Raw genomic sequence first — 26,304 nt, 5'->3', positions numbered from 1 at the left:
TAAATTCACAAATCCACCCTAGTGTCTAAAGTTAAATATTTGATTTTCATAGGATAAAAAACCGCCACAGAAATCTATGGCGGTTTTTTATGATTCAAAATATTGTAACTTCTAAAGTGTCTACAGCGACCAAAGCGATTGATATTGCTCATCAGTCAAGGTCACGATATCGATCTCGGCTAGCATCTCACGCAGTTCTTCCCATTTGCTCGCACTTGGCGTAATCGGCGTGATCAATCTGCCCAGCGTATTATCAATGATCGCATCCATCAGCGTATCTGCTTCGGTTTTACTATAGTCATAATACATACGATGAGCAGTCTCTGGCTCGTTTTTGCACAGTTCCGTCATTTGGTTAGTCACTTGGATAAAGGTATCTATCGCGTCCTTTTTCGCGCTATAGATTTCATCCGTCGTGAGGATTTCTAACGCCGAAAAGTTCGGATAAGGCGACAGATGCTGATCGATAAACGTAAAGTCCAACCCTTCATGAGTCGCTTCAACGCCCTCAAAATTATAAAAGCATAGCCATGCACCATCTAGGCTTGGGTCTTCTTGCAGGTTTTTTATATGATAAAAGTCTTTTTGTACAAAGCTTACATTATCACGGCTAATACTAAAGCCGTTTTTCTTGGCATAGCGAGCCAATATCTCAAAGCCAATACGATTGGTTTTTTCTTCAGCAGCAGGGGTGCAGATGCGGATTGGCTGATTGTTTTTGAGCTTATCCATACTAGACTGCTGCATCAATATGCCGCCATCGGTCTCAAAAAAGCAGCCCAGCGCGCGTAGATTAGGCGCGTAATGCTCAAACAGATGGATAGGCTCATTGACATGCAGATCGATGCTTTGATTCTGCAATTCAGCAAAGCCATCATAGTGGTCATCTGGCTCGATAATAGTAATATCAAGCCCTGCCTGCTCATACGCCCCCGTGGTCACACCAGCGATAAAGGGCAGATGATCAGGGTTCAAGAACCATTCGAGGGTCAGAGTAAGTTTGGTGGTCGGCTGCATGGTTGTTTCCTTTTTAGGTATGGAAAACAATCAGACTGATACTATTAAGGTAAAACAAGGAAGGCCAAATAAGAAAGGTAAAGTCTCGATGCTAACTGTCAGATGCTCGGCGTTTGATATAGGTATCACCAGTACATCATCTATAGACTGCTCTTATTTATAGACCTCTGAGGGCGTGTCACGCTTGTTTCCTACGTCAGTGCTAACTGCTTCAGGTTCACGGGTGTGTCTCAGCGATGATGTGGGCTGTGTCTACAGCGTTAAATCAAAGCACCCCGACAAGATTGATTGGTATGGCATTATTTTTGATCAGTACTGCTAATGAATCAGTACTGCGAATGGCTATTATCGATAGTTACTGCATCATCATAGACGACTTACAAGATGGGATGCAAGCGTATCAAGCACGACAATGACAGGTGATGACTGATGTTCGTTAATCGCTCTTTATAACAGCTGTTGCTTATCACGGCTTTTTATAAGCGCTTTCAATCGACATGTTAATAAAAGAGTGCAGTATTTATCATTGGTACTTACCCAATTACTAACCAAACATACCTATCAATAGCAAAAACCTTATATAAATAGTCTTGTGCACAGACGAGTGATATTGCATGATTAGCCTTATATGCCGCTGCTTATATAATAGGCGCTATTCTAGACAATCAACGTTTGGCATAACTGACAACTTACACGACCGACAACTTATATGACCGATAATAAAAAAGCGTTCTATTACCGACCTAAGACCGATCAATCCAACAGCCCAATGCTGCGTTGGACCTTTGTGACGCTTGGTTGGCTGTTTTTTATCTTAGGTATTATCGGTATATTGTTGCCAGTGATGCCTACTGCGCCTTTTATTCTGCTAGCAGCAGGCTGCTGGGCACGTAGTTCTCGACGCTTTCATTTTTGGCTGATTAATCATAAATACTTTGGTAAATTCGTCCGTGATTGGGAGGAGAATCATGCCGTTCCGCTTTATGCCAAGTGTTTAGCGACGATTATGATGGCAGCATCGACAATTATGTTATTTTATCGTTTGCCTGCCGATATGATGTGGATGGCATGGGCGGTAGCCGCTGTCTGTAGTGGGGTAGCGATATATTTGTTCCGTTTACCAAATGCCTAAATCCGTTGCAATTTGCCCCAAAATCGGTCAATAAACGGCTCTGGTTACACGAAACATGAGATAAGACTTGCGATACTGGGATGTACCCCTTATAATACGCCCAAGCTTAAGAGCAGTTCTGCACCAAATCATTACCTCGTAGTATTAGTTATAATCCTTCGTTTTAATATTTATCGTTCAGTAGCTATTTGCAAGCGTTACCGGTCACTAGACCATTAATAAATTTAAAAGTAGGATTATACTATGTCAGACGTTCAAAAAGGTACAGTTAAGTGGTTCAACGAAGCTAAAGGCTTTGGTTTTATCGCTCCAGAAACTGGCGCAGACGTTTTTGCTCATTACAGCGAAATCACTGGTTCAGGTTTCAAAACTTTGGCTGAAGGCCAAGAAGTTGAGTTCACTGTAACTCAAGGCCAAAAAGGCCCACAAGCACATAACATCGTTGCTATCTAATTTGTCTTTATAGACAGATAGATGAATAGATGTAGAAAAGCGAACCTTCGGGTTCGTTTTTTTTCGTCTGCAATTTAGTATTTAAAGCCTTAGCGTTTAAAGCATTAGTATTTAAGAGATTGGTATTAAAATTAGTACTAGTCCAAGATTAAAGTTTTAACTAATCATATTAGACCAAATTACAGATGCAAAAAGGCCTCCGACTATTTATAGCTAGAGGCCTTTTATATTGTGCAATGACATCAGCAGTTAATATTGGCATTAGCTTATTATATAAAGCTAATGCCAATATTAATCAGACCGCCGCCCAGTATCAACCAACCAAACATAATAGCACCTAAGATAAGCGGTCTAACGCCAGCTTGTTTGATCGCACTTAGATGAGTGGTCAGACCTAATGCAAACATGGCCATCGTCAGTAACACATCATCTAGCATCACCATACTGCGTACGATACTCTCAGACATTGGCACCCATGTATGTATCAACACAATGCCGATGAATATAAACGCGAACCATGGCACTTTGACTTGTTTGACACGAGTCATAAATGACGCTGTCTCGTTTTTACTGCTTTTATCTTCTATAGCGGTATTATTTACGGTGCGCTCTTTGGTTAGCGCAAACGATAACACAAGCAGGAAAGGCGCGAGCATCATGACGCGTATCATCTTGGTCACGACCGCGGTATCGCCAATCTCAGTATTGATTGCATTGCCCGCGACTACGACTTGCGCTACTTCATGTACGGTTGAGCCAGTGTACATGCCGTACTGTTGGGCGCTGAGCCAAGGCTGTAACCAACCGAGATGATAGAGAAAAGGATAAAGTAGCATTGCGATAGTGCCAAAAACTACCACGGTTGCCACGGCGATAGTGACCTTGTGAGCTTGCGCGTTGACGACTGGCTCTGCAGCAATAACGGCAGCAGCACCGCAAATACTTGCCCCTGAGCCAATCAAAATCACCGTTTCTTTATCAACTTTTAACCATCTAGTACCCAGCCAATAGGTCAGCAAAAAGGTTGACGTCAGTACCAGTGCATCAGTCATAATCGCTGGCATACCGACGCTCGCAACTTGCGTCATGGTCAGTTTAAACCCATAAAACATAATCGCTAAGCGCAAGATTTGACCTTTGGCAAAGCAAACGCCACCGTTTAAACGTTCAGCGAATTTAGGATAGATGGTATTGCCCAAGATCATGCCTAGCAATATCGCTAGCGTCAAAGATGACAAGCCGACGATACGTCCGTTTGACCATACATCTAAACTGCTGTCCAACCATAAGCAGAACAAACTACCAATCAGAACGACTACCAAACCCGCCAAGTGACGGTGATTGGGGGTATAGTTATGAACGGAGTTGCTGACTGATTGGACGAATGTGTGCATGACGCGGCATCCTATTACTTATATTAAGATAAGCATAAGCTTATGAATAGACAGTATATGCCCGCTGCATTTATAATAAAAACAGATTAATAAGATATAAGCTATCGATTTTTTAGGTTAAAGTTTATGATAGAAGTTGATGTACCGCGCATAAGCATCAAAAAAGACAAACGTCACGGATAAAACAGCGCAAAAACTGAAATAAGGCATTATTGATATCATGAAAAAATCTGTGCAGACAGTGCCAAAGATTACGCTTAAGCAGCTTGCTGTTTTTGTCAGTATCTATCAGACAGGTAGCACCAGTCGCGCCAGTGAGGAGCTGCACTTATCACAATCAGCAGTCAGTAGCGCGCTAACAGAGTTAGAGTCTAGACTACAGATGCCGCTATTTGAGCGCGTCGGTCGTCGGCTCAATCAACACCCTAATGCCCATCCTATTTATATACAGGCACAGGCTATCTTGGGTCAGTCGCTCACGCTTGAGCATTATCATCAATATCAAGCAGGACAGATTCACATCGGTGCTAGTACCACGATTGGCAATTACGTACTGCCATCATTGCTTGGCAAGCTATATGAGGCGCTACCCGATGCCAATGTCGATATGTATATTGCCAATACGCAAGAAGTGGTAAGTGAGGTTGAGCAACTAAATATCGATATCGCGCTGGTAGAAGGAATGCCGCGTCCGGTAGATATGAAAGCCATAGAGCAGCGTGAATGGCGTACCGATACGCTAGTAGTATTTGCCAAGCGTGATAGCAAATGGCTAAAGGGTATAGCTGTATATAGCGAAGATGACGACTGCTATCAGCTGAGTATTAATCAGCTAGCGCAGTTGCCGTTACTGGTACGTGAGGCAGGGTCAGGCACACGGCAGATTATCGATGAGCAATTGCTTAAGTATCTACCTAATGCAGAAGTGGTAAAGGCGATACATCAATCCGAGGCCATCAAGCACATGGTGAGTGCAGACATTGGTCTTGGTTGTCTATCGCAGCATGTGATTGAGACAGAATTGGCAACAGGTGAGCTGGTACAAGTGAACGTGGCGGGAATTGATTTATCAAGGACATGGTGGCTAGTCTGGCATAAAGCCCGTCACCAAAGCCCCATTTGGCAAACCTTTATAGATATTATTCAACAGGGTTAAGCAATGAGTTTGGATTAACCTAAAAACTATTAACCATAAAAAAGCGCAGCGTTAAAAGTTACGCTGCGCTTTTTTGTTTAGGATATGCTTGATATTAGATAAGACAATCGAAGCATATTGTTATGCTGAAACAGGCTTGTCCAATCTCACCACAAAGCTATCGCAAGGTACATTAGGTAAGATATTATCTGCTGTCGCGCCACTAATCCATGCAGCGATACCGGTACGCTTATGACGACCGATGACCAATAGATCGACATCGTGTTTATGACAGTAGCTGACGATACCTTCACTGCTAGAAATGGCCGTCGTGACTTCTGACGTTGCTGCATTTAGCTGATTGCGTTCAAGGAATTGTGCCAGCTTTGCACGCGCTTCTTGGCAGCGTTCATCATCAATCTCATCGTATAGGCTAGAGGCAGGCACCAGCTCATAGCCGAAGCCAACCATAGTGTCTTTGACAATATGCAAAACAGATAGCTTAGCGCCTGGACGGTTTTCGACGATGCGCTTGGCCTTTTGTGCGACTATATCTGCATCAGAGAGTAAGTCGGTGACCAGTAAAATATGTTCGTAACTCATAGCGTCTTCCTCATGTCAGATAGTATTTACTATAGCACTACTCTAGGGCGCTGTTAAGTAAAGCTTGTCGTCTTTAGCAGCGGATTAGAGTAATGCCAATTATTCTGGGACAGGCTGATCAAGCTTCACCACTAAGCTGTCGCAAGGGACATTTGGCAAGATACTATCGGCAGTGGCTCCTACCAACCAAGCGGCAATACCATGGCGCTCATGGCGTCCAATGATAAGTAAGTCAACGTCTTTTTCACGGCAGTAGTTAATGATACCTTTACTATTAGAGATGGCAGCGGTGACCTCAAAGTTAATCGCTTCTAGCTCGTTACGGGCCAAAAATTGCGCTAATTTCGCCCGTGCTTCTTGCCACTTTTCAGTATCGACATCACCTGAGAGACTAGAGGACGGAACAAGCTCATAACCGAAGCGCACCATGTCATCCTTGACTATATGCAAGACAGACAGTCTGGCTTCAGGAGAGCCTGCGAGAATACGCTTGGCTTTTAGCGCCACTTTGTCCGCATCGGATAGTAAGTCAGTGACCAGTAAAACGTGTTGGTAGCTCATAAGATACTCCTAGTTAGCCGTTAACTTTACAGTATAGTCAATCCTTTATAAAAGAGTTACGGTGTTAACCTCGCTTGAGGTATCACATATACATCTGCACTCGGTTGCCTTGTAATTCTTTTAAACTGAATTAACTATAGCAGTGTAGGCCGTCTTTGTTAAGTAATAAAACCATAACAAAATTGTGGATATAGCTGAATTTGTAACTATAAGGCTCTGATAGCTAAGTTGATAGCCGCGTAGATTATGTGGTGGATTATTGCATGGCTGTTGCCTTGACTTATCCATGTCGCAGCCCCACTAATAGCGCTAAGCCAACTCTTTTTTAGCCAATTTATTACTCTATTTTCCCTGACAGTCAGGGCACTATACGCATGATAAGCGATAAGGATAACTATGACGGACACGCCATTTACTGCTGATTTAACCTTGCATCCAGCATTTGAGCTGATTGAGCATCGCCATATTGAGGCGCTATCGATGGATGTGCTGATCAGTCAGCATGTAAAAACAGGAGCGATGCATTATCATCTGGCACACCCAAGTGATGAAAATGCGTTTTTAGTCGGTTTTCGCACCCAGCCAATGGATTCAAAAGGCGAAGCACATGTCTTAGAGCACGTGGCACTATGTGGTTCGAACAAGTTCCCAGTACGTGATCCGTTCTTTTCAATGATTAAACGCTCATTAAATACGTTTATGAATGCGATGACCGCAGCTGATTGGACTGCCTATCCGTATGCGACGCAAAACAAAAACGACTATTTCAATTTGCTTGCTGTCTATCTAGATGCATCGTTTTTCCCCAATATCCATCCGCTCGATTTTGCCCAAGAAGGCATTCGCGTCGAGCTTGATGAAAATGATAAGCCGCAGTTTAAGGGTATCGTTTTTAATGAAATGAAAGGCGCGATGAGTGGCGAGATTGATCAGCTATATCATACGGTTGCTCATCATCTGTTCCCAACGACGACCTATCATTATAATTCAGGCGGCGATCCTGCCGATATTCCTGACTTGACTCATACTGAGTTGACCGAGTTTCACCAGAGCCATTACCATCCGTCAAACAGTGTCATCATGAGTTTTGGTAATATTCCTGTTGCCGAGACGCAAGCGAAGATACACGAAGATGCCTTGATTCAGTTTGAAGCAGGTAAAAAGCATGTATCGCGTCCTGAGCAACGTTTGTCTGCACCAATCAGCGCGGTTGACACTTATACTGCTGACGAAGCGGGCCCAGATCAGACGCATCATGTGGTTGCTTGGTTACTACCATCAATTACCGATCCTAAGCAGCGTTTGGCATTGCGTCTATTAGAAGGTGTATTGATTGAGCATGCAGGCTCGCCATTGCGTGCTTATCTCGACAGCCATCCACTAGGTAAAGCGCCAAGTCCGCTATTGGGACTTGATGACAGTCATTATGAAATGGTCTTTTATACAGGACTGCGCGGCTCCAACCCTGAACATGCCGAAGCGGTCGAGCAGGGTATTATCGACTTGCTAACCGAAGTGGCCAATTCACCAGTTGACGATGAGACAATCGAAACCATTCTGCATCAGATTGAGATTGATCAGCGTCACATCGGCGGCGATAGCATTCCTTATGGTCTAAATCTTATGCTAGAGGGCTTTAGTACCGCCATTCATGATGGCAACCCTATCGATGTTTGGGAAGTAGACGAGCATCTACAGTGGCTACGCGAGCAAGTCGTCGATCCACAGTGGCTACCGAACTTGATTAAAACGCATCTATTGGACAATCAGCATCGCGTACGCGTAACGATGACCCCTGATAGCGAAAAAACAGCCCGTTTGGCAGCAGCTGAGCAGATTCGTTTGGATACTATCGCGATGGATTTGACTGCTGATGACAAAGCTATCTTGAAGCAACAAGCCTTAGATTTGGCTGCACGTCAAGCTGCGCCAGATGATTTAAGCTTATTACCAAAAGTAGGTCTAGAAGACGTACCAACGGATATCAGCTTTAAAGAAGGCACGCAAAAGCAGGTGCGTTTGAGCGGGCAAGACAGCACGCTATTTGAGTATGAAGCTGGCACCAATGGCATTTATTACTATCAAGTGATTGTCCCGCTTACTGAGGCAATCGGTAATGCGAGCGCAGATGCGCTACCAGTTAATGATGTGATTAATCATCCATTGTTGCCTATTTATTTAAGTCTATTATCTGAGCTAGGTACTGACTCGCTCAGTGCTCATGAGATGCAAGCTAAGCAAGCAGCACATTCTTCTGGTGTGACCGCTCGTATTAGCCAGCGTACCAACGTCGATGATAGCCAAGCGATTAGCAGTTATTTTGTGGTGGCAACGCGTGCGCTTAACCGTAAGCCTGAAGCGATTGATTTGCTCAAAGAAGTCATGGAGCACAGTATTTTCTCTGAGCATGACCGTATCAAAGAAATCTTGCAGCAGCGTCAAGCGGGTTGGCAGTCAAACCTAGCGGGCTCAGGGCATTCTTATGCCATGCAAACGGCCAGTCGTGGTATGAGTCGCCAAGCGCAGTTGGAATATGTGCGCAGTGGTCTACCAGCATTGAACGCACTTAAAGATTTCTTGGCACATGCTAGTACAGATGATACTCAGTGGGATCAGTTGGCTACGAGCTTGATGGATTTACATCAACGTCTGATCAGTTTGCCTAAGCATGCCGTTATTATCTGTGAAGCAGAGCAAACCGAACGCTTGAGTAGCTTAATCGTCGATAGCTTGAAAGACAGCCAAGCACCAAAGATTGCTGAGAATTTGACCAATGTTGAGGCGAATATCCCAAGTGAGTTTGCAAACCTGCAACTAGATACTGCGTTAAATGGTGCGAATGATACAGTCAAAGCATTAGAAAATGGTGTGGCGCTCGAGGTTGCACATTTAGCATGGTTAGTACCAACCAATGTCTATCATAATGCCAGTGCTTATACCGTGCCAGCTGCTGACCATCCTGATACCGCTGCATTAATGGTATTAGCGCCTTACTTACGTAACGGTTATTTGCACAGTGCGATTCGTGAGCGCGGCGGTGCCTATGGCGGCGGCGCAGGTTACGATGCCAACGCTTGTGCCTTTAAGTTCTTTAGCTATCGTGATCCGCAATGTGCTGAGACCTTTGCTCACTTTGAAGCCAGTATCGAGTGGTTATTAAACGAGCCACAGACCGATGAGCAATTGGAAGAAGCTATCTTAGGTATTATCTCGGGTATGGATAAGCCGGGCTCTCCTGCAGGCGAAGCAATCAAAGCCTGCTTTGCAAACCTGCATCATCGCGGTGTTGACTGGCAGCGTAAAATGCGAGCGTCGATATTGGCTGTCACGGTCGCTGATTTGCAGCGCGTTGCCAAGCAATATCTGCAAGGGCAAAAGCATGTACGTGCAGTGCTAGCGCCTTATGACAAAGAAGAGGCAGTAAAAGGTCTTGGCTTTGAGGTTTGTAGAATAAAGAGCTAAGACAATTAGGTTTGTTCTTGATTAAAAGTTAAGTACAAAAAAGCCAAGCATCATGCTTGGCTTTTTTCGGTTAGGTAATTGACTAATATCGCTTGATACTCAAATCTTTGCCAATTTTGTCTTGATGAATCGGAAATTCTGACAACTCGTTATACTTCTTACGATCAGCAAAGTAACTTTTTAGAGTACGGCGAATGGCTTCAAACGCCAGTGTATCCCATGGGATATCTTCTTCGCTAAACAGTGCACAGTCGAGACTTTCTGAGCCAATACCATACGCGCCATCTTTTAGATCGGCTAGATAGATAGAGTAGATCTGCCCAATATCTGGTAAGTCATAAATGCAGTATAAATGCGGATTCAGTACGATGGCATCAGCTTCTTCGTAGCTCTCGCGTGCGGCACCTTCAGCCATGGTTTCGCCGTTTTCCATAAAACCTGCAGGTATCGTCCATAGCCCATATTGTGGCTCAATGGCACGGCGGCAGAGTAGTACTCTATTTTCATGTACCACCAGCGAGCCACAGATAACTTTTGGGTTTTCGTAGTGGATATAGTGACAGTTGGGGCATACCAAACGCGGCATATTATCCGTAGGTGGGATTTTTCGTTCTGCTTCATGACCGCATTGGAGGCAATAGCGCATATCAACTACCTTGTTATAAAAGTTATTGTGTATGATGTTTTTTATAGATTGTAAGACCTATATTCTGAAGTGCTGCTGTCGTCGTTTCGATGATAAGTTAGATACAAGGACGGTGAGACAAGTACCACAAGCAGTAAACTGAGTGAACCTGACGATAAACCTAACTTAAACGTACCTGACTTATATAAGATATTATTCTGAAGAGCAGCTATCGTCTTAAGATAGCACATATTATCGATGGACAGAATCACGATAACAGTAACGCATCATTTCACAGATAGGCTGACTACTATTAGTTAATAGGGCCGTTATTGAGCATTGATAAGCAATGAATCAGTCACATAAATAGCATGCAGCCACTATTATATTGCGCTAGTCTAGTGAGTGTTCAGTAATTATTGATATCAAAACCGCTAATAAATCGAGCGGTCGAAAACAATAGATAGATTATTGATTGTACTTATTAGTCGCGATTTTAATAATAGAAAACAAGAAAGATGCTGTTGATACCGCTTAGCAACGATAAAAATATAGGGCAATTATAATGTTATTCCCACCGGAGGCTGTAAACTTCGATAACCTGTCAGTTGCTGTACCTACTTTTATTCGTCATCCGACGCTTCGTCAATTAGCCGAACGAGTGCAACATGAGACCTTAAATGCGCTGACAAGTCCAGCGATGTACGAGAGTGGCAACACCTCACAAAGTACGCGTATTTTGGACAGCTTATATCAGACACCGATTGCTGATGCATCAATACTGGTCGCTATTACTCATGAGCGCAGACCTAAATTATTATTAACACGCCGCGCTGCCCATATGAACAGTCATGCGGGGGAGGTCTCCTGTGCCGGGGGTAAGTACGAGGTAGGCGATGGCAATAATGTCGTTACCGCATTGCGTGAAGCCTGTGAAGAAACAGCGCTACCGCCCAATAAAGTCCAGTTGCTTGGTCAGCTACCCATCCAAACTTCAAAAAGTGGTATGAGCGTACGCCCAATCGTGGCACTCATCGCTCCTGGTCTAGTACTCGTACCTGAAGCGGGAGAAATATCACGTATCTTTTGGGCAGATTTAGAATCGTTAGTCACTCAACCAACGGTAGAGTATGAAATTGAGTATAAGATGCAAGAGCAAATGGCTACCATACTGACGCCGAGCTGGCAGGTCGATGGTGAGACAGTATGGGGACTAACAGGACGGGTAATTGCCAACCTATTAGAAACAGGATTTGATCGACAGCTAGAGTGGTATTACCGCGTCGAAAACAAACGCTGATAAATGTCATCTATTAATAATATAGTCGATTCAATTTAAAAATAGTACAAGGCAACCGAGTGTAGATGTATATGTGATACTTCAAACGAGGTTAACACAGTAATGCTTTTATAGTGGGATGACTATAATCATCTATTTATAATAATCATCGTTCTTTTTCAGCCACCAGTTCATATTGTCTTGGCGCTTGGCACGGAATGCTTCTAGCTTATGAGCTACGGACGCGTTATGCTGCCGTGCAGTATCGAGCGCAAAAAGAATCGGTACTGAAGACAACACGCCAAAGCGTATCTTCGATTTTGGTAAGTCCAGACCATCTCCTATATCATCACCGACCAAAGTCCGAGTGACACTCGCGTTGACCATTTCGACAAAACGTCCACGGCGATTGTCTTCACCCATCAGCTGACGCGGCAAATCATGCAATGCTTTTGCCAATGGCTGACCCATCTTAAAGTCTAGCTGCTGTATCGATAGATAGGTATAGAGCCATTCCCAACACGCGGCCTCATCTTTTGGTAAACGATCTAAATCAACGCCCATCCAATAACTGGCAAGGTTCCATAGATGCAGGATACCTTCGGCTTCTTCTGTACTAATACGTGCGCCCAGTAGTCGTAGACCGCGCATAATCAGTAAGGAGAATTGTAAATGGGTGGCAATCATATCGGTTTGATTGATAGGAATGCCCCAATAGTCAGTATTCCAACTGCCGTCAGGGTTATGATGTTGCTCGGCGTTTGGTATCACGCCTGTAGCAGCATTGCCTTTCCCTTTGAGTAAGTTTTGCCGTACCAAGGTATGTATCTGACGTACTTGGATCGATTGGCGCCAGCCCTCAGAGCCAACAGCCAATACTTGCTCAATAGGTTTGTTTTGATTGCCTGCGCTCATATTAGACGAGGGGTGTTCAGACACGGCCAAGATATAGGCATAAGTACGCATCAGTCTCGGTAGTGCATCGTGCATCAGTGCGCCCGTCTGAATGAGAGGCAGTGATAAGGCAGGGATGCTATAGCCGGCCATCAGAGCAACATTACGCAGTAGCCAAATGAGCATCAATGGATAGCGCCGATAGGCAATCGCACCTATTTGGGCAAGCTTTGGGTCGAACCAGTCAGGATGGCTGCTAAATTGCTCAGTGAGCGCACTAAATGATGGATTGTTTGCAAGGTCGTTGTTTACAAGGTAATTGCTTGCAGGATTATTGTTTGAACTATCGCCAAGAATAGTATGCTGTAAGGGCTTTGCAAATTTTATGTCCTGAGCGGCTAACGCGTCTGCGAGTGGATCGCCGATATCATAACCTGCCACTATCTCATCAAGTAGAGTAGGCGAGATCGTAAAGTCTTTTGGTAATAGATAACGTTTAATGCGTTTTAAAACCTGCAGATCGCTATGGTCATTGATAGCAGTGGTACGTCCATGACGCTGATAAGCGTTCGATGATTGAAAGTCAGGTCTGTCAGTTGGAGTACTTGCCGTATTGATGATTTTCTTATCCATAGTTATCAAGTACCATTTTCAGAGTGAGAACGTGCCTTAGAACGTAAAACTTGCATTGCAATAGCTTCGCATCCCAGTCATTCGTAAAAATTACTGGATTGGTTCAATGAATCTAATTGCGGCTGTGTTATTCGGATACGGCGTTTGGTATCACGAATCTCATCAGATAGAGATAGCAGCCGTGCACGGGCTGCTTTTTCATTAGAAAAATCTAGCATGTCACCATTTTCTAGCTTATCGAATTCTGATTGATAGGTGTCTAAAAGGCGATTGTCTTTATCTAATTGATTGTCTAAGGCATAATAATCTAGACCATTTATAAGTCATACAGAGCCACTTACAATGGTAGTGCATTAAGCAGTGCCATTGTAAGTGGCTCTGTATCTGATCATTGTGAGCGAGTCAAATCGACAGATGTGCTACTAGGATTGTCTTTCAAAGTTACTTTAAGCATGATGTAACCAGCAATACCAGAAACGATTGAACCCATAATTATACCTAAGCGCTCATCAAACATAGTGGTGTCGCCAGCGAAGGCCAAGCCACCGATGAACAAACTCATGGTGAAACCCACACCGCACAATAGAGCTGCACCGTAGATTTGCTTATAGTCCATACCTTTCGGCATAGTTGAGATACCAAGTTTAAAAATCAACCAGCACATGATCATGACACCGAGCTGTTTACCGATAAACAAACCAGCGGCGATACCTAGCGGTACTGAGTGGAATAACTCACTCACACCTGCACCTTCGAGCGAGATTCCTGAGTTGGCAAAAGCAAAGATTGGCAAGATACCAAAAGCTACGCTGTTGTGTAAATCGTGCTCTAGCTCTTCAAGCGGAGAGTGCTCAGGATCAGTACGATCAAACATAGGGATAAACAGTGCTAGTACCACGCCAGCTAGTGTCGCATGAATACCAGACTTGAGGACAGCAATCCACATCACTAGACCAATAAGTAGGTAAGGTGTGATGTTGGTAACGTTGCGGCGATTAAGAACATATAAGAACGGCAAACATAAACCAGCTACTGCCAACGATTCTAATGACAACTCACTGGTATAAAATAAAGCGATAATCAGAATCGCGCCAATGTCATCAAAAATCGCAATAGAGACCAAAAATACCTTTAGGGAGTTGGGTACACGATTACCTAGGAGACTCAAAATACCGAGCGCAAAGGCGATATCTGTCGCAGCAGGAATGGCCCAGCCTTTCCAAAACTCGGGTTCATTGTAGTTAAAGAGCAGATAAACAATCGCTGGCATAATCATACCGCCGAGTGCAGCCCCTGCTGGCAGTATTATCTGCTTGACGTTGGATAGTTCACCGATGAGTACTTCACGCTTAAGCTCTAATCCGACCAAGAAAAAGAAAACCGCCATCAAACCATCATTGATCCAGTGATGAGCGTCTTTGGCAATCGCAAACTCACCAATCTGAATGGCGACTGGTGCATGAATAAAACCTTCATACCAAACATTAAGAGGGGAGTTGGCAATGATCATTGCAGCAATGGCAGCCAATGCTAAGACGATACCGCCTGCTGCCTCAAATTCAAAAAATGCCTTAATCCTTCGTATTGCCATATCATCCTCATTCGCTAAATACAATTTACTAAATAACCTCAAATATCCATCAATGTCTGCGCTACCTATAATTTTGAGGTAGCAAATAGACAGAAACAGTTTCTCATACTCTTATCAATATAGACAACAAAATACGTTGAGCCAGTGCCAACGGTCTACTTTTTTATATTCACAATAGCAATATTATAAAGAGGATTTAACGAGCACAATAGTTGTAAGTCGTTACATCTTTTTAATAAGTCGCTATTTTGTTGAGTATATTCCGAACGTTATTAGACAAATTTAGCAGACTTTGTTACGTTTTTGGCTTTTTTTACGGTTTTATCTTTATAATGAGCAACGCTATGCGACGTGTCATTATTGCTGTTGCTAGCACTGGTAAGCTGTCAGCTCATCGATAATGATATTTTAGCCTTATCTCAAAACTTCTTTTCTCTTCTTATAATACTTTGCAGGTCAGTGTCATGGACTTAACTTTCTCGTTAGAGATTATTTTAATGCTTACTGCGGTGGCCGCATTAGCAGGATTTATTGATGCTATCGCTGGCGGCGGTGGGTTGTTGACTATCCCTGCCATGCTACTGGCCAACATTCCACCAGTATTGACGCTTGGTACCAATAAACTGCAAGCGGCATCAGGCGCATTAGCTGCGTCTATTACTATGATTAGAAAAGGGGTCGTCAAACCACAACGTATCAAAGTAGCTATCATCGCTGCTTTTATTGGTTCCGTTATTGGCACCATCGCTGTACAGATGTCACCACCTGACTTGCTAGAAAAGATAATTCCATTTTTGATCGCGGCTATCGGTATCTATACGTTATTTGCCCCTAGGTTGGGTGAAGTAGAGGCTGCACCGCGCATCTCAGAGAGCAAGTGGCAAAAAGTCGTGGCACCGTTGATTGGTTTTTATGATGGTTATATCGGTCCAGGTACTGGTATGTTTTTTGCGCTTGGCAATGTGGCATTACGTGGTCGTCAAATTATCGAAGCAACAGGTGCGGCTAAAGTATTGAATTTATCGACCAATATAGGTTCGTTAATCTTCTTTATTTTGGGTGGTAACGTATTGTGGAAAGTGGGGCTAGCGATGATGGTTGGACAAACCATCGGTGCCTATTTTGGCTCGCATATGGTGGTTAAAGGCGGTAGCAAATTAATTCGCCCAGTAATTGTACTGGTCTGTCTAGCGATGTTGACCAAGTATGTGTTTGGCTAATTAATTGTTGGTTTGACTGATTACTAATCATAAAAAAACCTCAGCCAACTTGACTGAGGTTTTTTATTTTATGCACTTCTATCTAGAAAGCGTGGGTTAGCGGCGACGATCAACATCATCGTATTCACTACCCATGATGCCATCGCTAAAGACTTCAGAGAACTCACGCTCATTGTCTTCATCGATATGACCATCAAATACATCTTTTGCACCAGCGTTAGGATCGTTGTAAATAGCCAGATCCATTTTGCCTTCTGATTTTGCCACGATAGTAGTAACAGCAGCGTCACCACCTACGTTTACAGCAGTACGTAACATATCAAGGATACGATCCACACCCAAGATTAGACCAATACCTTCGATTGGTAGACCCACTTGAGCAAATACCATAGATAGCATGATTAGACCAACACCAGGTACACCAGCCGTACCAACAGATGCCAGTACTGACATCAAGATTACGGTTAAGTATTCGGTTACACCCAAATCAATGCCGTAAATATTGGCAATAAAGATGGTCGCAGTACCCTGCATAATGGCCGTACCATCCATATTGATGGTAGCACCAAAAGGAACAGTGAACGACGCAACTGAGTTGTTTACACCCATACGCTTGGTAACCGTACGCAAGGTAATAGGAATCGTCGCGTTCGAGCTTGAGGTACTAAAAGCAAAGATCTGTACTTCACGCATTTTTGCCAAGAACATTTTGACAGATAGGCCTGAAGAGACTTTAAGTACAATCATCATGGTGATAAAGAAGTGGAAGGCCAATGAACCGACTAATACTGCTACGTAGCCAAGTAGCGACCAAATCAAATCTAAACCTAGCTCTGCCATGGCTTTAGTTAATAGAGCAAATACACCGTATGGTGCCAGGTTCATGATGATCGTGACCATCTTTAAGATAACTTCGTTGATCAGTTCTAGGCTCTGCACTAAGCCTTTGGCAGGTTTACCCACCATCAAGATACTGACACCGATTAAGATAGCAAAGAAGATAATTGATAACATATCGCCATTTGCCATCGCGCTGATGGGGTTCGATGGGATGATGTTAGAGAACACATCAAGTAGAGGTGGCGCTGATGCTGCTTCAAATGCGGCTTCAGTTTCGATATTCATGCCTTTACCGATACCGAATAACGAACCAAGACCAATCGCTGTCGCAATAGCGAGCGCGGTGGTTATCATATAAATAATGAACGTTTTGGTACCAATGCGTCCAAGTAAGCGAATATCACCAATACCGCATACACCGCAAATCAGTGAGATAAGCACCAAAGGTACGACCAACATTTTTAGCGAGTTGACAAATAGCTTACCGATAATGGCAAAAAAGCCATTAGTGATGTAAGTATTAACAAAGCTACCTTCGCCGTTCAATCCTGAATAGTTTAGAAATAGACCCAGTCCAATACCGAGCACCATGGCAACAATAATCTTGCCCGTCAGTCCTAAATTCTTCCACATAATTCATATCCTTTGTGTGCATAACAGCTTTATAGTAAGTGTTAACTAGCCAATATGATGGTACTTATCGGCCTTACTATAAAGCTTGTTATGACTATTAATTTCCTGTGATTGTCGCTTGATGTCACATTTTCGTGAACAATATAAAAGAATAGCTAAGGGCACTGCAAGATTTTTTTCTTATTTTATGAAGAATTTACATTAGTTGCTAAAGCTATGTGCCCGTAATATAGTCAATATTTATTCTAAACGGTTTGTTTCGTATATGAAACAAAATATTTATGAAAGAGTTTCTAACGCCTTGCTATATGGCTAATAATTAATTTTAAACCACTAAATTAAGACAACTAAAATTGAGAAAAATATGCTTTGATAAGCTGAGTACGTTTAATATGTACCAAAAAGCCAGACTATCGTTTATAGATAGTCTGGCTGATAAGAAGTGAAACTTTTACTATAGATTTTAATAAAGCTCAGTAACTAACACTAATATTAGAAACAGAATAGACTATTAAACCTTATCGTCTTCTTCGCGTGATGAGAGTAATTGGCGCTCTAAATTTTTGACTTCATTATCACTTGCTTCAGCATTTATCTCGTCAGGTGGTGCAATATGACGATTGTGGTTATTGGCCATACGCTCGTTAAGATGTGATTCAGCATCACGATGGCGATGATCTAACGCCTCTATCTCAGGCTCCGACTCTGCAAAATCTGTCTGAGAATTTACTTCTTTGACAGTATCTTGCTCACTCACCAATTCTACATCGCCATCACTCTCGTAACCATGATTAGGATTGGCATCGCCAGTATGATCATCCGTATTTGCAGTACTGACTAGATCATTAATAGCCGAATCATCAACGGCAGATGCATCAGTATCCACAGCGATACCGTTTTTACTCTGAGCTTGTCTTTTTAGCTGTGCATAATCAGTCAGTTGATGAACTGCATTTTCAAGGGCATGCGGATTGTCACGTTCTAGCGCTTCCGATAGATGCTCGTCAAACGTATCAGTCAATAATGAATCAAAACGCATGGCATTATATTGAATCAGCACTTCTGCTTCTTCTTCGGTAATGCCGCCATTTTGACTAGCGTGTACTACATGATCTTCAAAGGTTAAACCTTCAAAGCTGTCTTGATGCTCTGCCTTTTTGAACTTCTGCCACAATGGTTCGATTTCGACCAACGTCTGATAAGCATGTTCCATACGACCAGTTACATCGTCTGCATCTGTATTGTAATAAACCATGGTTTTCAGATAATCGCGGAATGGGTTGGCTGCAAAATCATCCATGAAAGTATCACCTAACTGGCGTTTCAGCTCATCGCTTGCTGGGGTGAAGATACGTCCACTTGGGAAAGTCACAAAACTAACCACATTGGCTGCCATACGATTCGGGAAGTTAGCGAAGAATGACACAAAGGCTTCTTGAATCGTATACAAGCTGTTTTGTAGCGCAACTTCGGCATGTAAGCGCTCAGATTCTGACTTGCTACCATGCTCATAGAACTGCAAAATAGCAGTCGCAATAAATAGATGACTATGAATATCTGCCAAACGACCAGAGAGCATCTCTTTACGCTTTAAATCTCCTGCTAATAGTCCTAATGCCATGTCAGCAGTTAGGGCAAAGCTCGCACTTAAACGGTTGATATGTTTGTAGTAGGGACGGGTAAAAGCATCTGCGAAACTCGGCGCCTTATCGCTACCGCCAATATAACCTGCGACAAAGGCTTTTGCACCACGGTTAAACGTGTAGCCTAAATGTTTGAAGAAAAGGATATCAAAATTTTCAGTAGCAGCCGCTTTATCTTCGCTTTGTAGTAACTGAAGCTCGTCGAATAAATAAGGATGACAACGCATCGCACCTTGACCAAAGATCATGAGCGAGCGGGTCAAAATGTTGGCGCCTTCAACCGTGATAGAAACAGGAATCGCTTGATAAGGTGTTGCTAAGAAGTTACGTGGCCCCATCTGTACAGCACGACCACCGACCACATCCATACCGTCGTTGACGACGCTACGCATGGTTTCAGTCGCATAGTATTTGGCCATGGCAGTCATAACAGAGGGCGTGCCACCTTGGTTTAATCCGCAAGTGACCAAATGTCGGAACGCTTCTAACATATAAGTGTTACTCGCCATACGGCTAGTAGCGTCCTGTACACCTTCAAATTTACCTACGGATATCTTGAACTGTTCGCGAACTTTGGCAAATGCCCCGACAGACAGATAGGTCATTTCACTGGCTGATGTCGACAGAGCGGGTAGAGAGATACCTCGACCAACACCCAAGCATTCCATCAGCATACGCCAGCCGCGACCAGCATTCTCGACGCCACCGATGATGTAATCTAATGGGATAAAGACGTCTTTGCCATCGACCGTACCATTCATAAATGGTGAGCCGATTGGATTGTGACGTGGCCCTGTTACGACACCTTCGTGGTTAGCTGGAACGAGGGCACAGGTAATGCCGTAATCGGTTTTTTCAGGATTACCAAGCAGACCTTCAGGATCGTGCATTTTGAACGCTAAACCAACCACAGTGGCGACAGGTGCTAGGGTAATCCAACGCTTGGAGAAGTTCATGCGCAGGCCAAGCACTTGCTTGCCTTCGTGCATACCGTAACAGACCACACCTGTATCAGGAATGGCACCTGCATCAGAGCCCGCTTCAGGGCCAGTCAAACCAAAGCAAGGCACTTCATCACCTTTTGCAAGACCTGGTAACCAGCGCTGTTTTTGTTCGTCCGTACCATAGTGCATCAACAGCTCACCAGGGCCGAGCGAATTGGGAACCATACAGGTCACAGCAGCAGTCGGCGAACGCGAAGCGATTTTACTCATGACACGACTTTGCGCATATGAGCTAAATTCTAAGCCACCAAATTCTTTTGGAATGATTAAACCTAAGAAACCATTACTTTTGATAAATTGCCATGCCTCAGGTGACAGATCTTTATCTTTATGCTGGATTTGCCATTCATCAAGCATGCCACATAAGGTTTCTACTTCATTATCAATGAAACTCTGCTCTGCTTCTGAGAGCTGCGGATAAGGATAATTGGCAAAGGTATCCCAGTTCGGCGCACCCATAAACAGCTCTTTTTCCCACCAACTAGTACCTGCATCAAGCGCTTCACGCTCCGTATCACTCATACTTGGCATTGCACCGCCCAGCGCCTTATAAACAGGCTTAGTGATTAACGATTGGCGAAGCGGTGCAACGAGTAAGACCAAGCATAGCAGTGCCATTGGTATACCCAAAATGAGCGACCATGGGCTGATAATTGCGGTGACGATAACCGTAATCAGGGCGACGATGCTACCGGTGACCCGTGATAAGGACAACAAAAAGATGGCCAAGACCACGGCTAACTGAATGATGACTGCCAAAATAAACAAGCCAATTGCCATGACTATCTCCTTTAAAGCGCTGAATAAAAAATGCGAAAAGTACGTAAGTGAATAAGCTAACTATAATTATTTTTCGTCTTGCCACTTACTGTCTTATAAATATGTTGAATGATTTGTTAATCTCTAAATGCTCGGTTCTACGTCTTCTGAATACTAGTATTAATGGTCTAGTAAGTAATTGACAAATAAATGACAAGAATGGCTACTAATATGAAACAGTTGTCGATAACTATCAAGAGCCAAAATGCTACGCTCTGTCGATGATATGTATCAAACATAATTGTTTGCAGGTTAGTCATATGTCTAGTTGGAACACGTAGCCAGCTATTATCGAAAACTCGCCAAAGAGCTAACCAAAAGGGGCAAGGCAGCTTTCGGCATAAGACAAAGTGTCGTTACGTCCGACGATAATGTGATCGACAAGCGAGATATCTAATAAGTCACAGGCTTTTTTTAGTTCATAGGTCAGTAAGTTATCTGCCGTTGATGGCTTAGCATCGGTATGAGGATGATTGTGGGCGATAATAAGTTGGCTAGCCGCGTGGCTTAGTGCATGCCGAAGTACGTGCTTGATACAGACAGAACATGATGAGATACCACCAGTAAATAATATCTCAAAGTTTAAAAGGTTCAACGCATTATCCAGACAGAGTACCGCAAATACTTCACGGTGCTCGCCGCGCAACTGGGTGCTGATATAGTCTTTGACTGCTTGGGAGCGGCCGAGTGCTTGCCCAGTTTTTAGTTGGCTGTCCAGATAGCGCGTACCCATCTCAAGTGAGGCTAATATTTGGGCGTACTTTGCAGGGCCAATACCATGACAGGCAAGAACCGTCTTCTGAGGGGCGGCTAATAGCTCGGCTAAGCTACCAAACTGATCAATCAAATGCCGCGCTAATTCAATCGCTGATTGAGACTGAGTACCCGTACGCAAAAATATGGCCAGTATCTCGGCGTCAGACAAATGAGCTGCACCAAATTTTAAAAGTTTTTCGCGTGGCCTGTCATCCTCATGCCAGTCTTTGATCGCCATGGTCACTCCTTGAAAATGGGTTGATACTCGTTATCTGAGATAGATACGGAAAATCTTACCCAATTTATCTCATAATTGTTACTATAAGCGCAATTTTATCTTTTCACTTTTTTGTTGATGCCACGCTTATGTCCAATATTGTGCTTGCTATTACTGGCGGTATCGCCGCTTATAAATCTGCTATATTTGCCCGTTTATTAGTCAAGGCGGGCTTTGGTGTGCGCGTTATCATGACGACAGGTGCACAAGCATTTATCACACCGCTGACTCTACAGGCGTTGACGGGTAACGAGGTGCACGTGTCGTTGCTCGATGAGCAGGCAGAGGCAGGCATGGGGCATATTGAGCTGGCCAAGTGGGCCGACTTAATCGTCATTGCACCTGCTTCAGCCAATACGCTTGCGCGTCTGGCCATGGGTATGGCTGATGATCTATTGACTACAGTGTGCCTTGCCACTACAGCGCCTGTCATTATTGCTCCTGCCATGAATCAGCAGATGTGGGCGCATCCAGCGGTCAATCTAAATGTGCAAACCTTGCGCGATATGAATTATCAGATTATCCAGCCAGCTAGCGGTGAGCAAGCGTGCGGTGATGTCGGAGCAGGGCGATTGCCTGAGCCTGAGCAGTTATTGGATGAGGTTTTACTGTTCATAGCGATGAACACAACGCCGCAATTGCTGGCAGGCAAAAGAGTGGTCATTACCGCAGGTCCCACCGTAGAAGCGATTGACCCTGTACGTTATTTATCTAACCACTCTTCAGGAAAAATGGGCTTTGCATTGGCGCGCGCCTGTGTGGCTGCTGGTGCAGACGTTGTATTAATCGCTGGTGGTAAAGTGGCATTGCCCACGCCGCTTAATGTCACACGGATCGATGTGCTGTCTGCTGAAGATATGCTGATAGCGGCGCAGCAATGTGTAGATGGCACGCATAGCGAGCTTCAATTGGTCTTTGAAGATGAGCACGACCATTCTCATGATCACACGCATGGTCATTCTCATAACCATTCCCATTCTGAAGAGCATTATCATGGCGACTGTGGTTGCGGTGATGACGATGTAAGCGACCATGACCATAATGACAATCATGACTTGCTACATTCTCATGATGACAACCAATTTGTAAAAGCAGATATCTTTATCGCCACCGCAGCAGTGGCAGATTATCGTACTGAAGAAGCGGCACCGCAAAAAATTAAAAAAACGCAAGATGCCATGACGCTCAGTCTGGTTAAAAACCCTGATATTCTAGCGAAGATTTCTCTTGCGCATCCAGCATTGTTTGTCGTTGGTTTTGCAGCAGAGACGCAAGATGTTGAGCGTTATGCCCGTGGTAAGTTGGTCGCAAAAGATTTGGATATGATTGCCTGTAATGATGTCTCACGTGCAGATATTGGTTTTGCTAGTGATGACAATGCGATGCAGGTGTTTTTCTCTGAGCGCTATGAGCGTGACGCGGTAACGCTTGAGAAGACCAGTAAAGATAAAATTGCTGAGCAACTTGCTAGCATCATCGGTCAAGCAATCGGTCAACGTAAAGATAGTTAGAGCTACAGGCTCAAAGCGTGTAGATAGCATGTGGATATGGGCGCTGAGCCTAAAATGGTGTGACCGATATGATGAATATAGCTGGTAACGATAGCACTCAGATGCTAGTGCTGACGATCATTTTTGCGCTTGCCTCACTGCTGCATGGTATTAGCGGACTTGGCGCAACGCTAGTAACGACAACTGCGCTTGCTAGTATGTACCCATTGCAACACGCCATTGTACTAGTGATTTTCCCCTCGCTAGTCGTTAATGTGATGACGTGGCTAGTAGGCGGTGAACGCACCATTTGGCAAAACTTTATCTACTACGGCAGACGCTATTGGTTGCTTGCGCTTACCAGCCTGCTAGGTAGCATTTTAGGTGCGAAACTCTTGCTATGGGTCGATAGCGCTTATATTCTCTTATTGTTGGCCGCGGTCATTGCTTTCTACGTTGTGAGTAGTTTACTCGGTAAACAAATCCGTCTACCAAATACTAAGCCTATGTTGATTGCCGTTGGCTTTGGTGCAGGCGTCATCGGCGGCTCGACCAATGCAATGTCGACCATCCTGATGATGTATTTATTGTCTGCCAGTGATGATAAAAACACCATCGCCAAAGTCGGTAACATGTGCTATTTCTTAGGAAAAATTGCCCAAATTATTGTGCTGCGTGAGCCTATCATGGCACTGAGCAGTGGTGAGTGGCAGCTGATTACTTTTTTGAGTGTGCTGTCTATAGTCACACTGCTAGTTGGAATCCGTTTACGTCGCTATTTACCACAAGCACGTTTTCGTCAGCTTATTTTATTGATTTTAATCGTGCTTGGAATACGCGTTGGCTGGCAAGGTATTACCGCATTGTTATAGCTAGGGTATATGAGCCATTCCAACTCTGGACTTATCTTTACCTTTCAGCGATATTTTATTAGACCAATTCTTCAAAAAATATCTGCTGTGCCAATCGAAACGTATTGCAGTGTGCTTCAACCACATCTTCGATATCTTCTGAGTAGCCGCCACCCATCACGATAGCGACAGGGATATTGGCGGCTTTTGCCTGCTGCAGAACGTATTCATCACGCACCTTGCATCCTGCTTGTGTCAAACCAAGTTTGCCGAGCTTATCGGTAGCGAGCACATCGACAGCAGACTGATAAAAAATCATATCTGGTGCAACCTCAGCGATTAAGCGTGGCAGCGTATCTTCTAATATCTGTAAATACTCAGCATCGCCGGTATCGTTGTCTAGCTCAATATCTAAGTCTGATACTTGCTTACGAAACGGATAGTTCTTTGCACCATGCATGCTAAAGACAAAAACGCGTGGCTCATCTGCCATGATGCTGGCGTTGCCATTACCTTGATGAACGTCCAAATCGATCACTAAAATCTTCTTTGCCTGTCCACGATTTAGTAGTAAGTTGCTAGCGATACAAACATCATTAAAAACACAAAACCCTTCTCCATGACCAGCAAAAGAGTGATGGGTGCCACCTGCGACATTCATAGCCACGCCATATTGCTGAGCATATAGCGCGCACTCATACGTTGCATGGGCAATATAACGACCGCGCTCTACCAACTGCGGCGTCATCTCAAATCCGATCGCACGAGCAGCCTTGCGCGGCAGTGTTTGGGTTTTAAGCTGATACCAGTATTCTGCGGTATGCGTGGTCAAAATCTCATCTTCGCTTAAGCGAGCAGGGGCAAAGAAGTTATCTTGGCTAATAGTCCCTTCTGCCAGTAAACGCTCAGGAATCATAAGGTACTTTTGCATGGGGAAGCGGTGTTTTTCTGGCACGGAATAGCGAAAGACGTCAGAGTAGGCAATTTTTAGCATAAGGTTTCTAGCTTAGTATTGATGGTTTTTTGGGTAGAAGAATAAAGGGACAAGTATCAGCTATTGTGGATTATGGCTTGATTGAAAAACCGGTTCATCGAATGAACTTAATTATCAAACAAACTGAGCTATTGAACAAACTGAGTCGGAAGAAAGAATGTGCGCGCGTCTGACTGTTGACGTAGCTCGACAAGTAGCGTTTGCATGTTTTCGGCAGGGTCTTGATTATTAACCAAGTTGCCAAATAGCTCGTTGGCGACTGTGGTCATCGCAACCACACTTTGTAGTAAATGCTCAATGATCTCATTATCTAGACCAACTGCTTCGACATCGATGGCATTTTTGTAGCGTATTTCACCATCGTTGACATCCATCTCTAGATTACCGACTAGCATGTCATAGTTGATTTGGGTGATGAGTAGCATCGCGGCACTTTGATGAGTTTCTGGTATCAAAAATGGCAAGATGCCGTAGATGGCCAATAGTTTGTTTTTTTCTTGCACCCGAAACAGATAGCCACAGTTTATTTGCTTATGACGCATTCTCAAGGATAAATGATGCGATTTTTGGCTGTCGTTGGTTTTGGGTCGATAATGCGTGTAGTGCCACTGCTTGGCATTGAAGTATTGCTTTAGACAGTCGACGATAGGCGTGTCACTCTGGTTTTGAGGTTCTGCATTTGCGCTATCGGTTTTGAGTTGAGATGTATCTGCTTGCGCTTGAGTGTTATTCTGTTCACTGCCTTGATTTGCCTCTAACTCATGAGAGATATCAGAGACAGTACTGTCAGTAGCTTGAGAACTGATATTAGAAATATCAGCCGATATATTTTTTGTATTACTAATCTCGCTGTCAGCAAGTGATGAACACCCTTGCTCGCTTGCAGCATCGATGACTGACTGCGGTGCGGCAGCAGTTAGTAACTGTTTGATCTTTTGCCACAAGCTGAGTTTATTGCGTTGACTCATAATAGTATGCTGATAAGTAAGGGTTATAAA

General features: G+C 43.9%; 22 protein-coding genes. 9 read left to right on the top strand and 13 right to left on the bottom strand.

The window, feature by feature from the left end:
• Positions 1–120 precede the first annotated feature (120 nt).
• Positions 121–1,017, bottom strand: coding sequence for an ABC transporter substrate-binding protein (locus DXK30_RS10155; protein WP_114701613.1), 897 nt, complete (start codon positions 1,015–1,017; stop codon positions 121–123).
• A gap of 248 nt (positions 1,018–1,265) precedes the next feature.
• On the opposite strand from DXK30_RS10155, the gene DXK30_RS12735 reads away from it, so the two are divergent.
• From DXK30_RS12735 to DXK30_RS10145, 3 genes are all read left to right on the top strand, one after another.
• Positions 1,266–1,433: a hypothetical protein gene (locus tag DXK30_RS12735; RefSeq protein WP_162799528.1), complete on the top strand. Its 168-nt coding sequence runs from the start codon at positions 1,266–1,268 to the stop codon at positions 1,431–1,433.
• A 293-nt stretch (positions 1,434–1,726) separates the two neighbouring features.
• Positions 1,727–2,149: a YbaN family protein gene (locus tag DXK30_RS10150; RefSeq protein ID WP_114701612.1), complete on the top strand. Its 423-nt coding sequence runs from the start codon at positions 1,727–1,729 to the stop codon at positions 2,147–2,149.
• A 243-nt stretch (positions 2,150–2,392) separates the two neighbouring features.
• Positions 2,393–2,602: a cold-shock protein gene (locus DXK30_RS10145; protein ID WP_045453470.1), complete on the top strand. Its 210-nt coding sequence runs from the start codon at positions 2,393–2,395 to the stop codon at positions 2,600–2,602.
• A gap of 269 nt (positions 2,603–2,871) precedes the next feature.
• On the opposite strand, the gene DXK30_RS10140 is transcribed toward DXK30_RS10145, so the two are convergent.
• Positions 2,872–3,996: a YeiH family protein gene (locus DXK30_RS10140; RefSeq protein WP_114701611.1), complete on the bottom strand. Its 1,125-nt coding sequence runs from the start codon at positions 3,994–3,996 to the stop codon at positions 2,872–2,874.
• A gap of 220 nt (positions 3,997–4,216) precedes the next feature.
• Here DXK30_RS10140 and DXK30_RS10135 point away from each other — a divergent pair, with 220 nt between their 5' ends.
• Positions 4,217–5,152 (top strand): LysR substrate-binding domain-containing protein, encoded by a 936-nt coding sequence (locus DXK30_RS10135; protein WP_114701610.1) that lies wholly within the window; start codon positions 4,217–4,219, stop codon positions 5,150–5,152.
• A 120-nt stretch (positions 5,153–5,272) separates the two neighbouring features.
• On the opposite strand, the gene DXK30_RS10130 is transcribed toward DXK30_RS10135, so the two are convergent.
• Both DXK30_RS10130 and DXK30_RS10125 read right to left on the bottom strand, forming a co-directional pair.
• The gene (locus DXK30_RS10130) at positions 5,273–5,734 is read right to left on the bottom strand and encodes a universal stress protein (RefSeq protein WP_114701609.1); all 462 of its coding nucleotides are present in this window, start codon (positions 5,732–5,734) and stop codon (positions 5,273–5,275) included.
• A 99-nt stretch (positions 5,735–5,833) separates the two neighbouring features.
• Entirely contained in the window at positions 5,834–6,295 is a 462-nt protein-coding gene (locus DXK30_RS10125) for a universal stress protein (protein WP_114701608.1), read from the bottom strand.
• 396 nt (positions 6,296–6,691) lie between these two features.
• Between DXK30_RS10125 and DXK30_RS10120 the strand changes: the two genes are divergently transcribed.
• The gene (locus DXK30_RS10120; protein ID WP_114701607.1) at positions 6,692–9,757 is read left to right on the top strand and encodes an insulinase family protein; all 3,066 of its coding nucleotides are present in this window, start codon (positions 6,692–6,694) and stop codon (positions 9,755–9,757) included.
• 82 nt (positions 9,758–9,839) lie between these two features.
• On the opposite strand, the gene DXK30_RS10115 is transcribed toward DXK30_RS10120, so the two are convergent.
• Positions 9,840–10,403 carry an NUDIX hydrolase gene (locus DXK30_RS10115; RefSeq protein WP_114701606.1) on the bottom strand — a complete coding sequence of 188 codons (564 nt, stop codon included), beginning with the start codon at positions 10,401–10,403 and terminating at the stop codon, positions 9,840–9,842.
• Positions 10,404–10,947: 544 nt separating this feature from the next.
• Between DXK30_RS10115 and DXK30_RS10110 the strand changes: the two genes are divergently transcribed.
• Positions 10,948–11,682 (top strand): NUDIX hydrolase, encoded by a 735-nt coding sequence (locus DXK30_RS10110; protein ID WP_114701605.1) that lies wholly within the window; start codon positions 10,948–10,950, stop codon positions 11,680–11,682.
• 132 nt (positions 11,683–11,814) lie between these two features.
• Here DXK30_RS10110 and DXK30_RS10105 read toward each other — a convergent pair whose 3' ends face one another.
• From DXK30_RS10105 to nhaA, 3 genes are all read right to left on the bottom strand, one after another.
• Positions 11,815–13,188, bottom strand: a complete 1,374-nt coding sequence (locus DXK30_RS10105; protein WP_114701604.1) for an oxygenase MpaB family protein — start codon at positions 13,186–13,188, stop codon at positions 11,815–11,817.
• A 77-nt stretch (positions 13,189–13,265) separates the two neighbouring features.
• The gene (locus DXK30_RS12730; RefSeq protein ID WP_162799527.1) at positions 13,266–13,406 is read right to left on the bottom strand and encodes a hypothetical protein; all 141 of its coding nucleotides are present in this window, start codon (positions 13,404–13,406) and stop codon (positions 13,266–13,268) included.
• 170 nt (positions 13,407–13,576) lie between these two features.
• Positions 13,577–14,779: a Na+/H+ antiporter NhaA gene (nhaA, locus tag DXK30_RS10100; protein ID WP_114701603.1), complete on the bottom strand. Its 1,203-nt coding sequence runs from the start codon at positions 14,777–14,779 to the stop codon at positions 13,577–13,579.
• 464 nt (positions 14,780–15,243) lie between these two features.
• On the opposite strand from nhaA, the gene DXK30_RS10095 reads away from it, so the two are divergent.
• Positions 15,244–15,999, top strand: a complete 756-nt coding sequence (locus DXK30_RS10095; protein WP_114701602.1) for a TSUP family transporter — start codon at positions 15,244–15,246, stop codon at positions 15,997–15,999.
• Positions 16,000–16,095: 96 nt separating this feature from the next.
• On the opposite strand, the gene DXK30_RS10090 is transcribed toward DXK30_RS10095, so the two are convergent.
• The 3 genes from DXK30_RS10090 to radC all read right to left on the bottom strand — a co-directional run bounded on the left by DXK30_RS10090 (position 16,096) and on the right by radC (position 21,932).
• Positions 16,096–17,472 (bottom strand): dicarboxylate/amino acid:cation symporter, encoded by a 1,377-nt coding sequence (locus DXK30_RS10090; RefSeq protein WP_114701601.1) that lies wholly within the window; start codon positions 17,470–17,472, stop codon positions 16,096–16,098.
• A gap of 511 nt (positions 17,473–17,983) precedes the next feature.
• Complete coding sequence (locus tag DXK30_RS10085; protein WP_114701600.1) at positions 17,984–20,899, bottom strand: acyl-CoA dehydrogenase; 2,916 nt, start codon at positions 20,897–20,899, stop codon at positions 17,984–17,986.
• A 349-nt stretch (positions 20,900–21,248) separates the two neighbouring features.
• On the bottom strand, positions 21,249–21,932 hold the full coding sequence (radC, locus tag DXK30_RS10080) for a RadC family protein (protein WP_102094064.1): 684 nt from the start codon (positions 21,930–21,932) through the stop codon (positions 21,249–21,251).
• Positions 21,933–22,060: 128 nt separating this feature from the next.
• Here radC and coaBC point away from each other — a divergent pair, with 128 nt between their 5' ends.
• Together coaBC and DXK30_RS10070 are read left to right on the top strand one after the other, a co-directional pair.
• Entirely contained in the window at positions 22,061–23,482 is a 1,422-nt protein-coding gene (coaBC, locus tag DXK30_RS10075) for a bifunctional phosphopantothenoylcysteine decarboxylase/phosphopantothenate--cysteine ligase CoaBC (protein ID WP_114701599.1), read from the top strand.
• A 68-nt stretch (positions 23,483–23,550) separates the two neighbouring features.
• The gene (locus tag DXK30_RS10070) at positions 23,551–24,333 is read left to right on the top strand and encodes a sulfite exporter TauE/SafE family protein (RefSeq protein ID WP_101206033.1); all 783 of its coding nucleotides are present in this window, start codon (positions 23,551–23,553) and stop codon (positions 24,331–24,333) included.
• Between the two features lie 58 nt (positions 24,334–24,391).
• Here the strand turns inward: DXK30_RS10070 and DXK30_RS10065 are convergent, their stop codons facing one another.
• Together DXK30_RS10065 and DXK30_RS10060 are read right to left on the bottom strand one after the other, a co-directional pair.
• A complete protein-coding gene (locus DXK30_RS10065; RefSeq protein ID WP_114701598.1) occupies positions 24,392–25,306 on the bottom strand; it encodes a histone deacetylase family protein in 915 nt (304 codons plus the stop codon).
• A gap of 128 nt (positions 25,307–25,434) precedes the next feature.
• The gene (locus DXK30_RS10060; protein ID WP_114701597.1) at positions 25,435–26,274 is read right to left on the bottom strand and encodes a type III secretion system chaperone family protein; all 840 of its coding nucleotides are present in this window, start codon (positions 26,272–26,274) and stop codon (positions 25,435–25,437) included.
• Between the last annotated feature and the right edge of the window lie 30 nt (positions 26,275–26,304).

The sequence above is a fragment of the Psychrobacter proteolyticus genome, from assembly GCF_003350005.1.
Classification (GTDB): domain Bacteria; phylum Pseudomonadota; class Gammaproteobacteria; order Pseudomonadales; family Moraxellaceae; genus Psychrobacter; species Psychrobacter proteolyticus.
The sequence above is the reverse complement of the archived record's forward strand: the minus strand, read 5'-3'. Positions and strand labels throughout refer to the sequence as shown.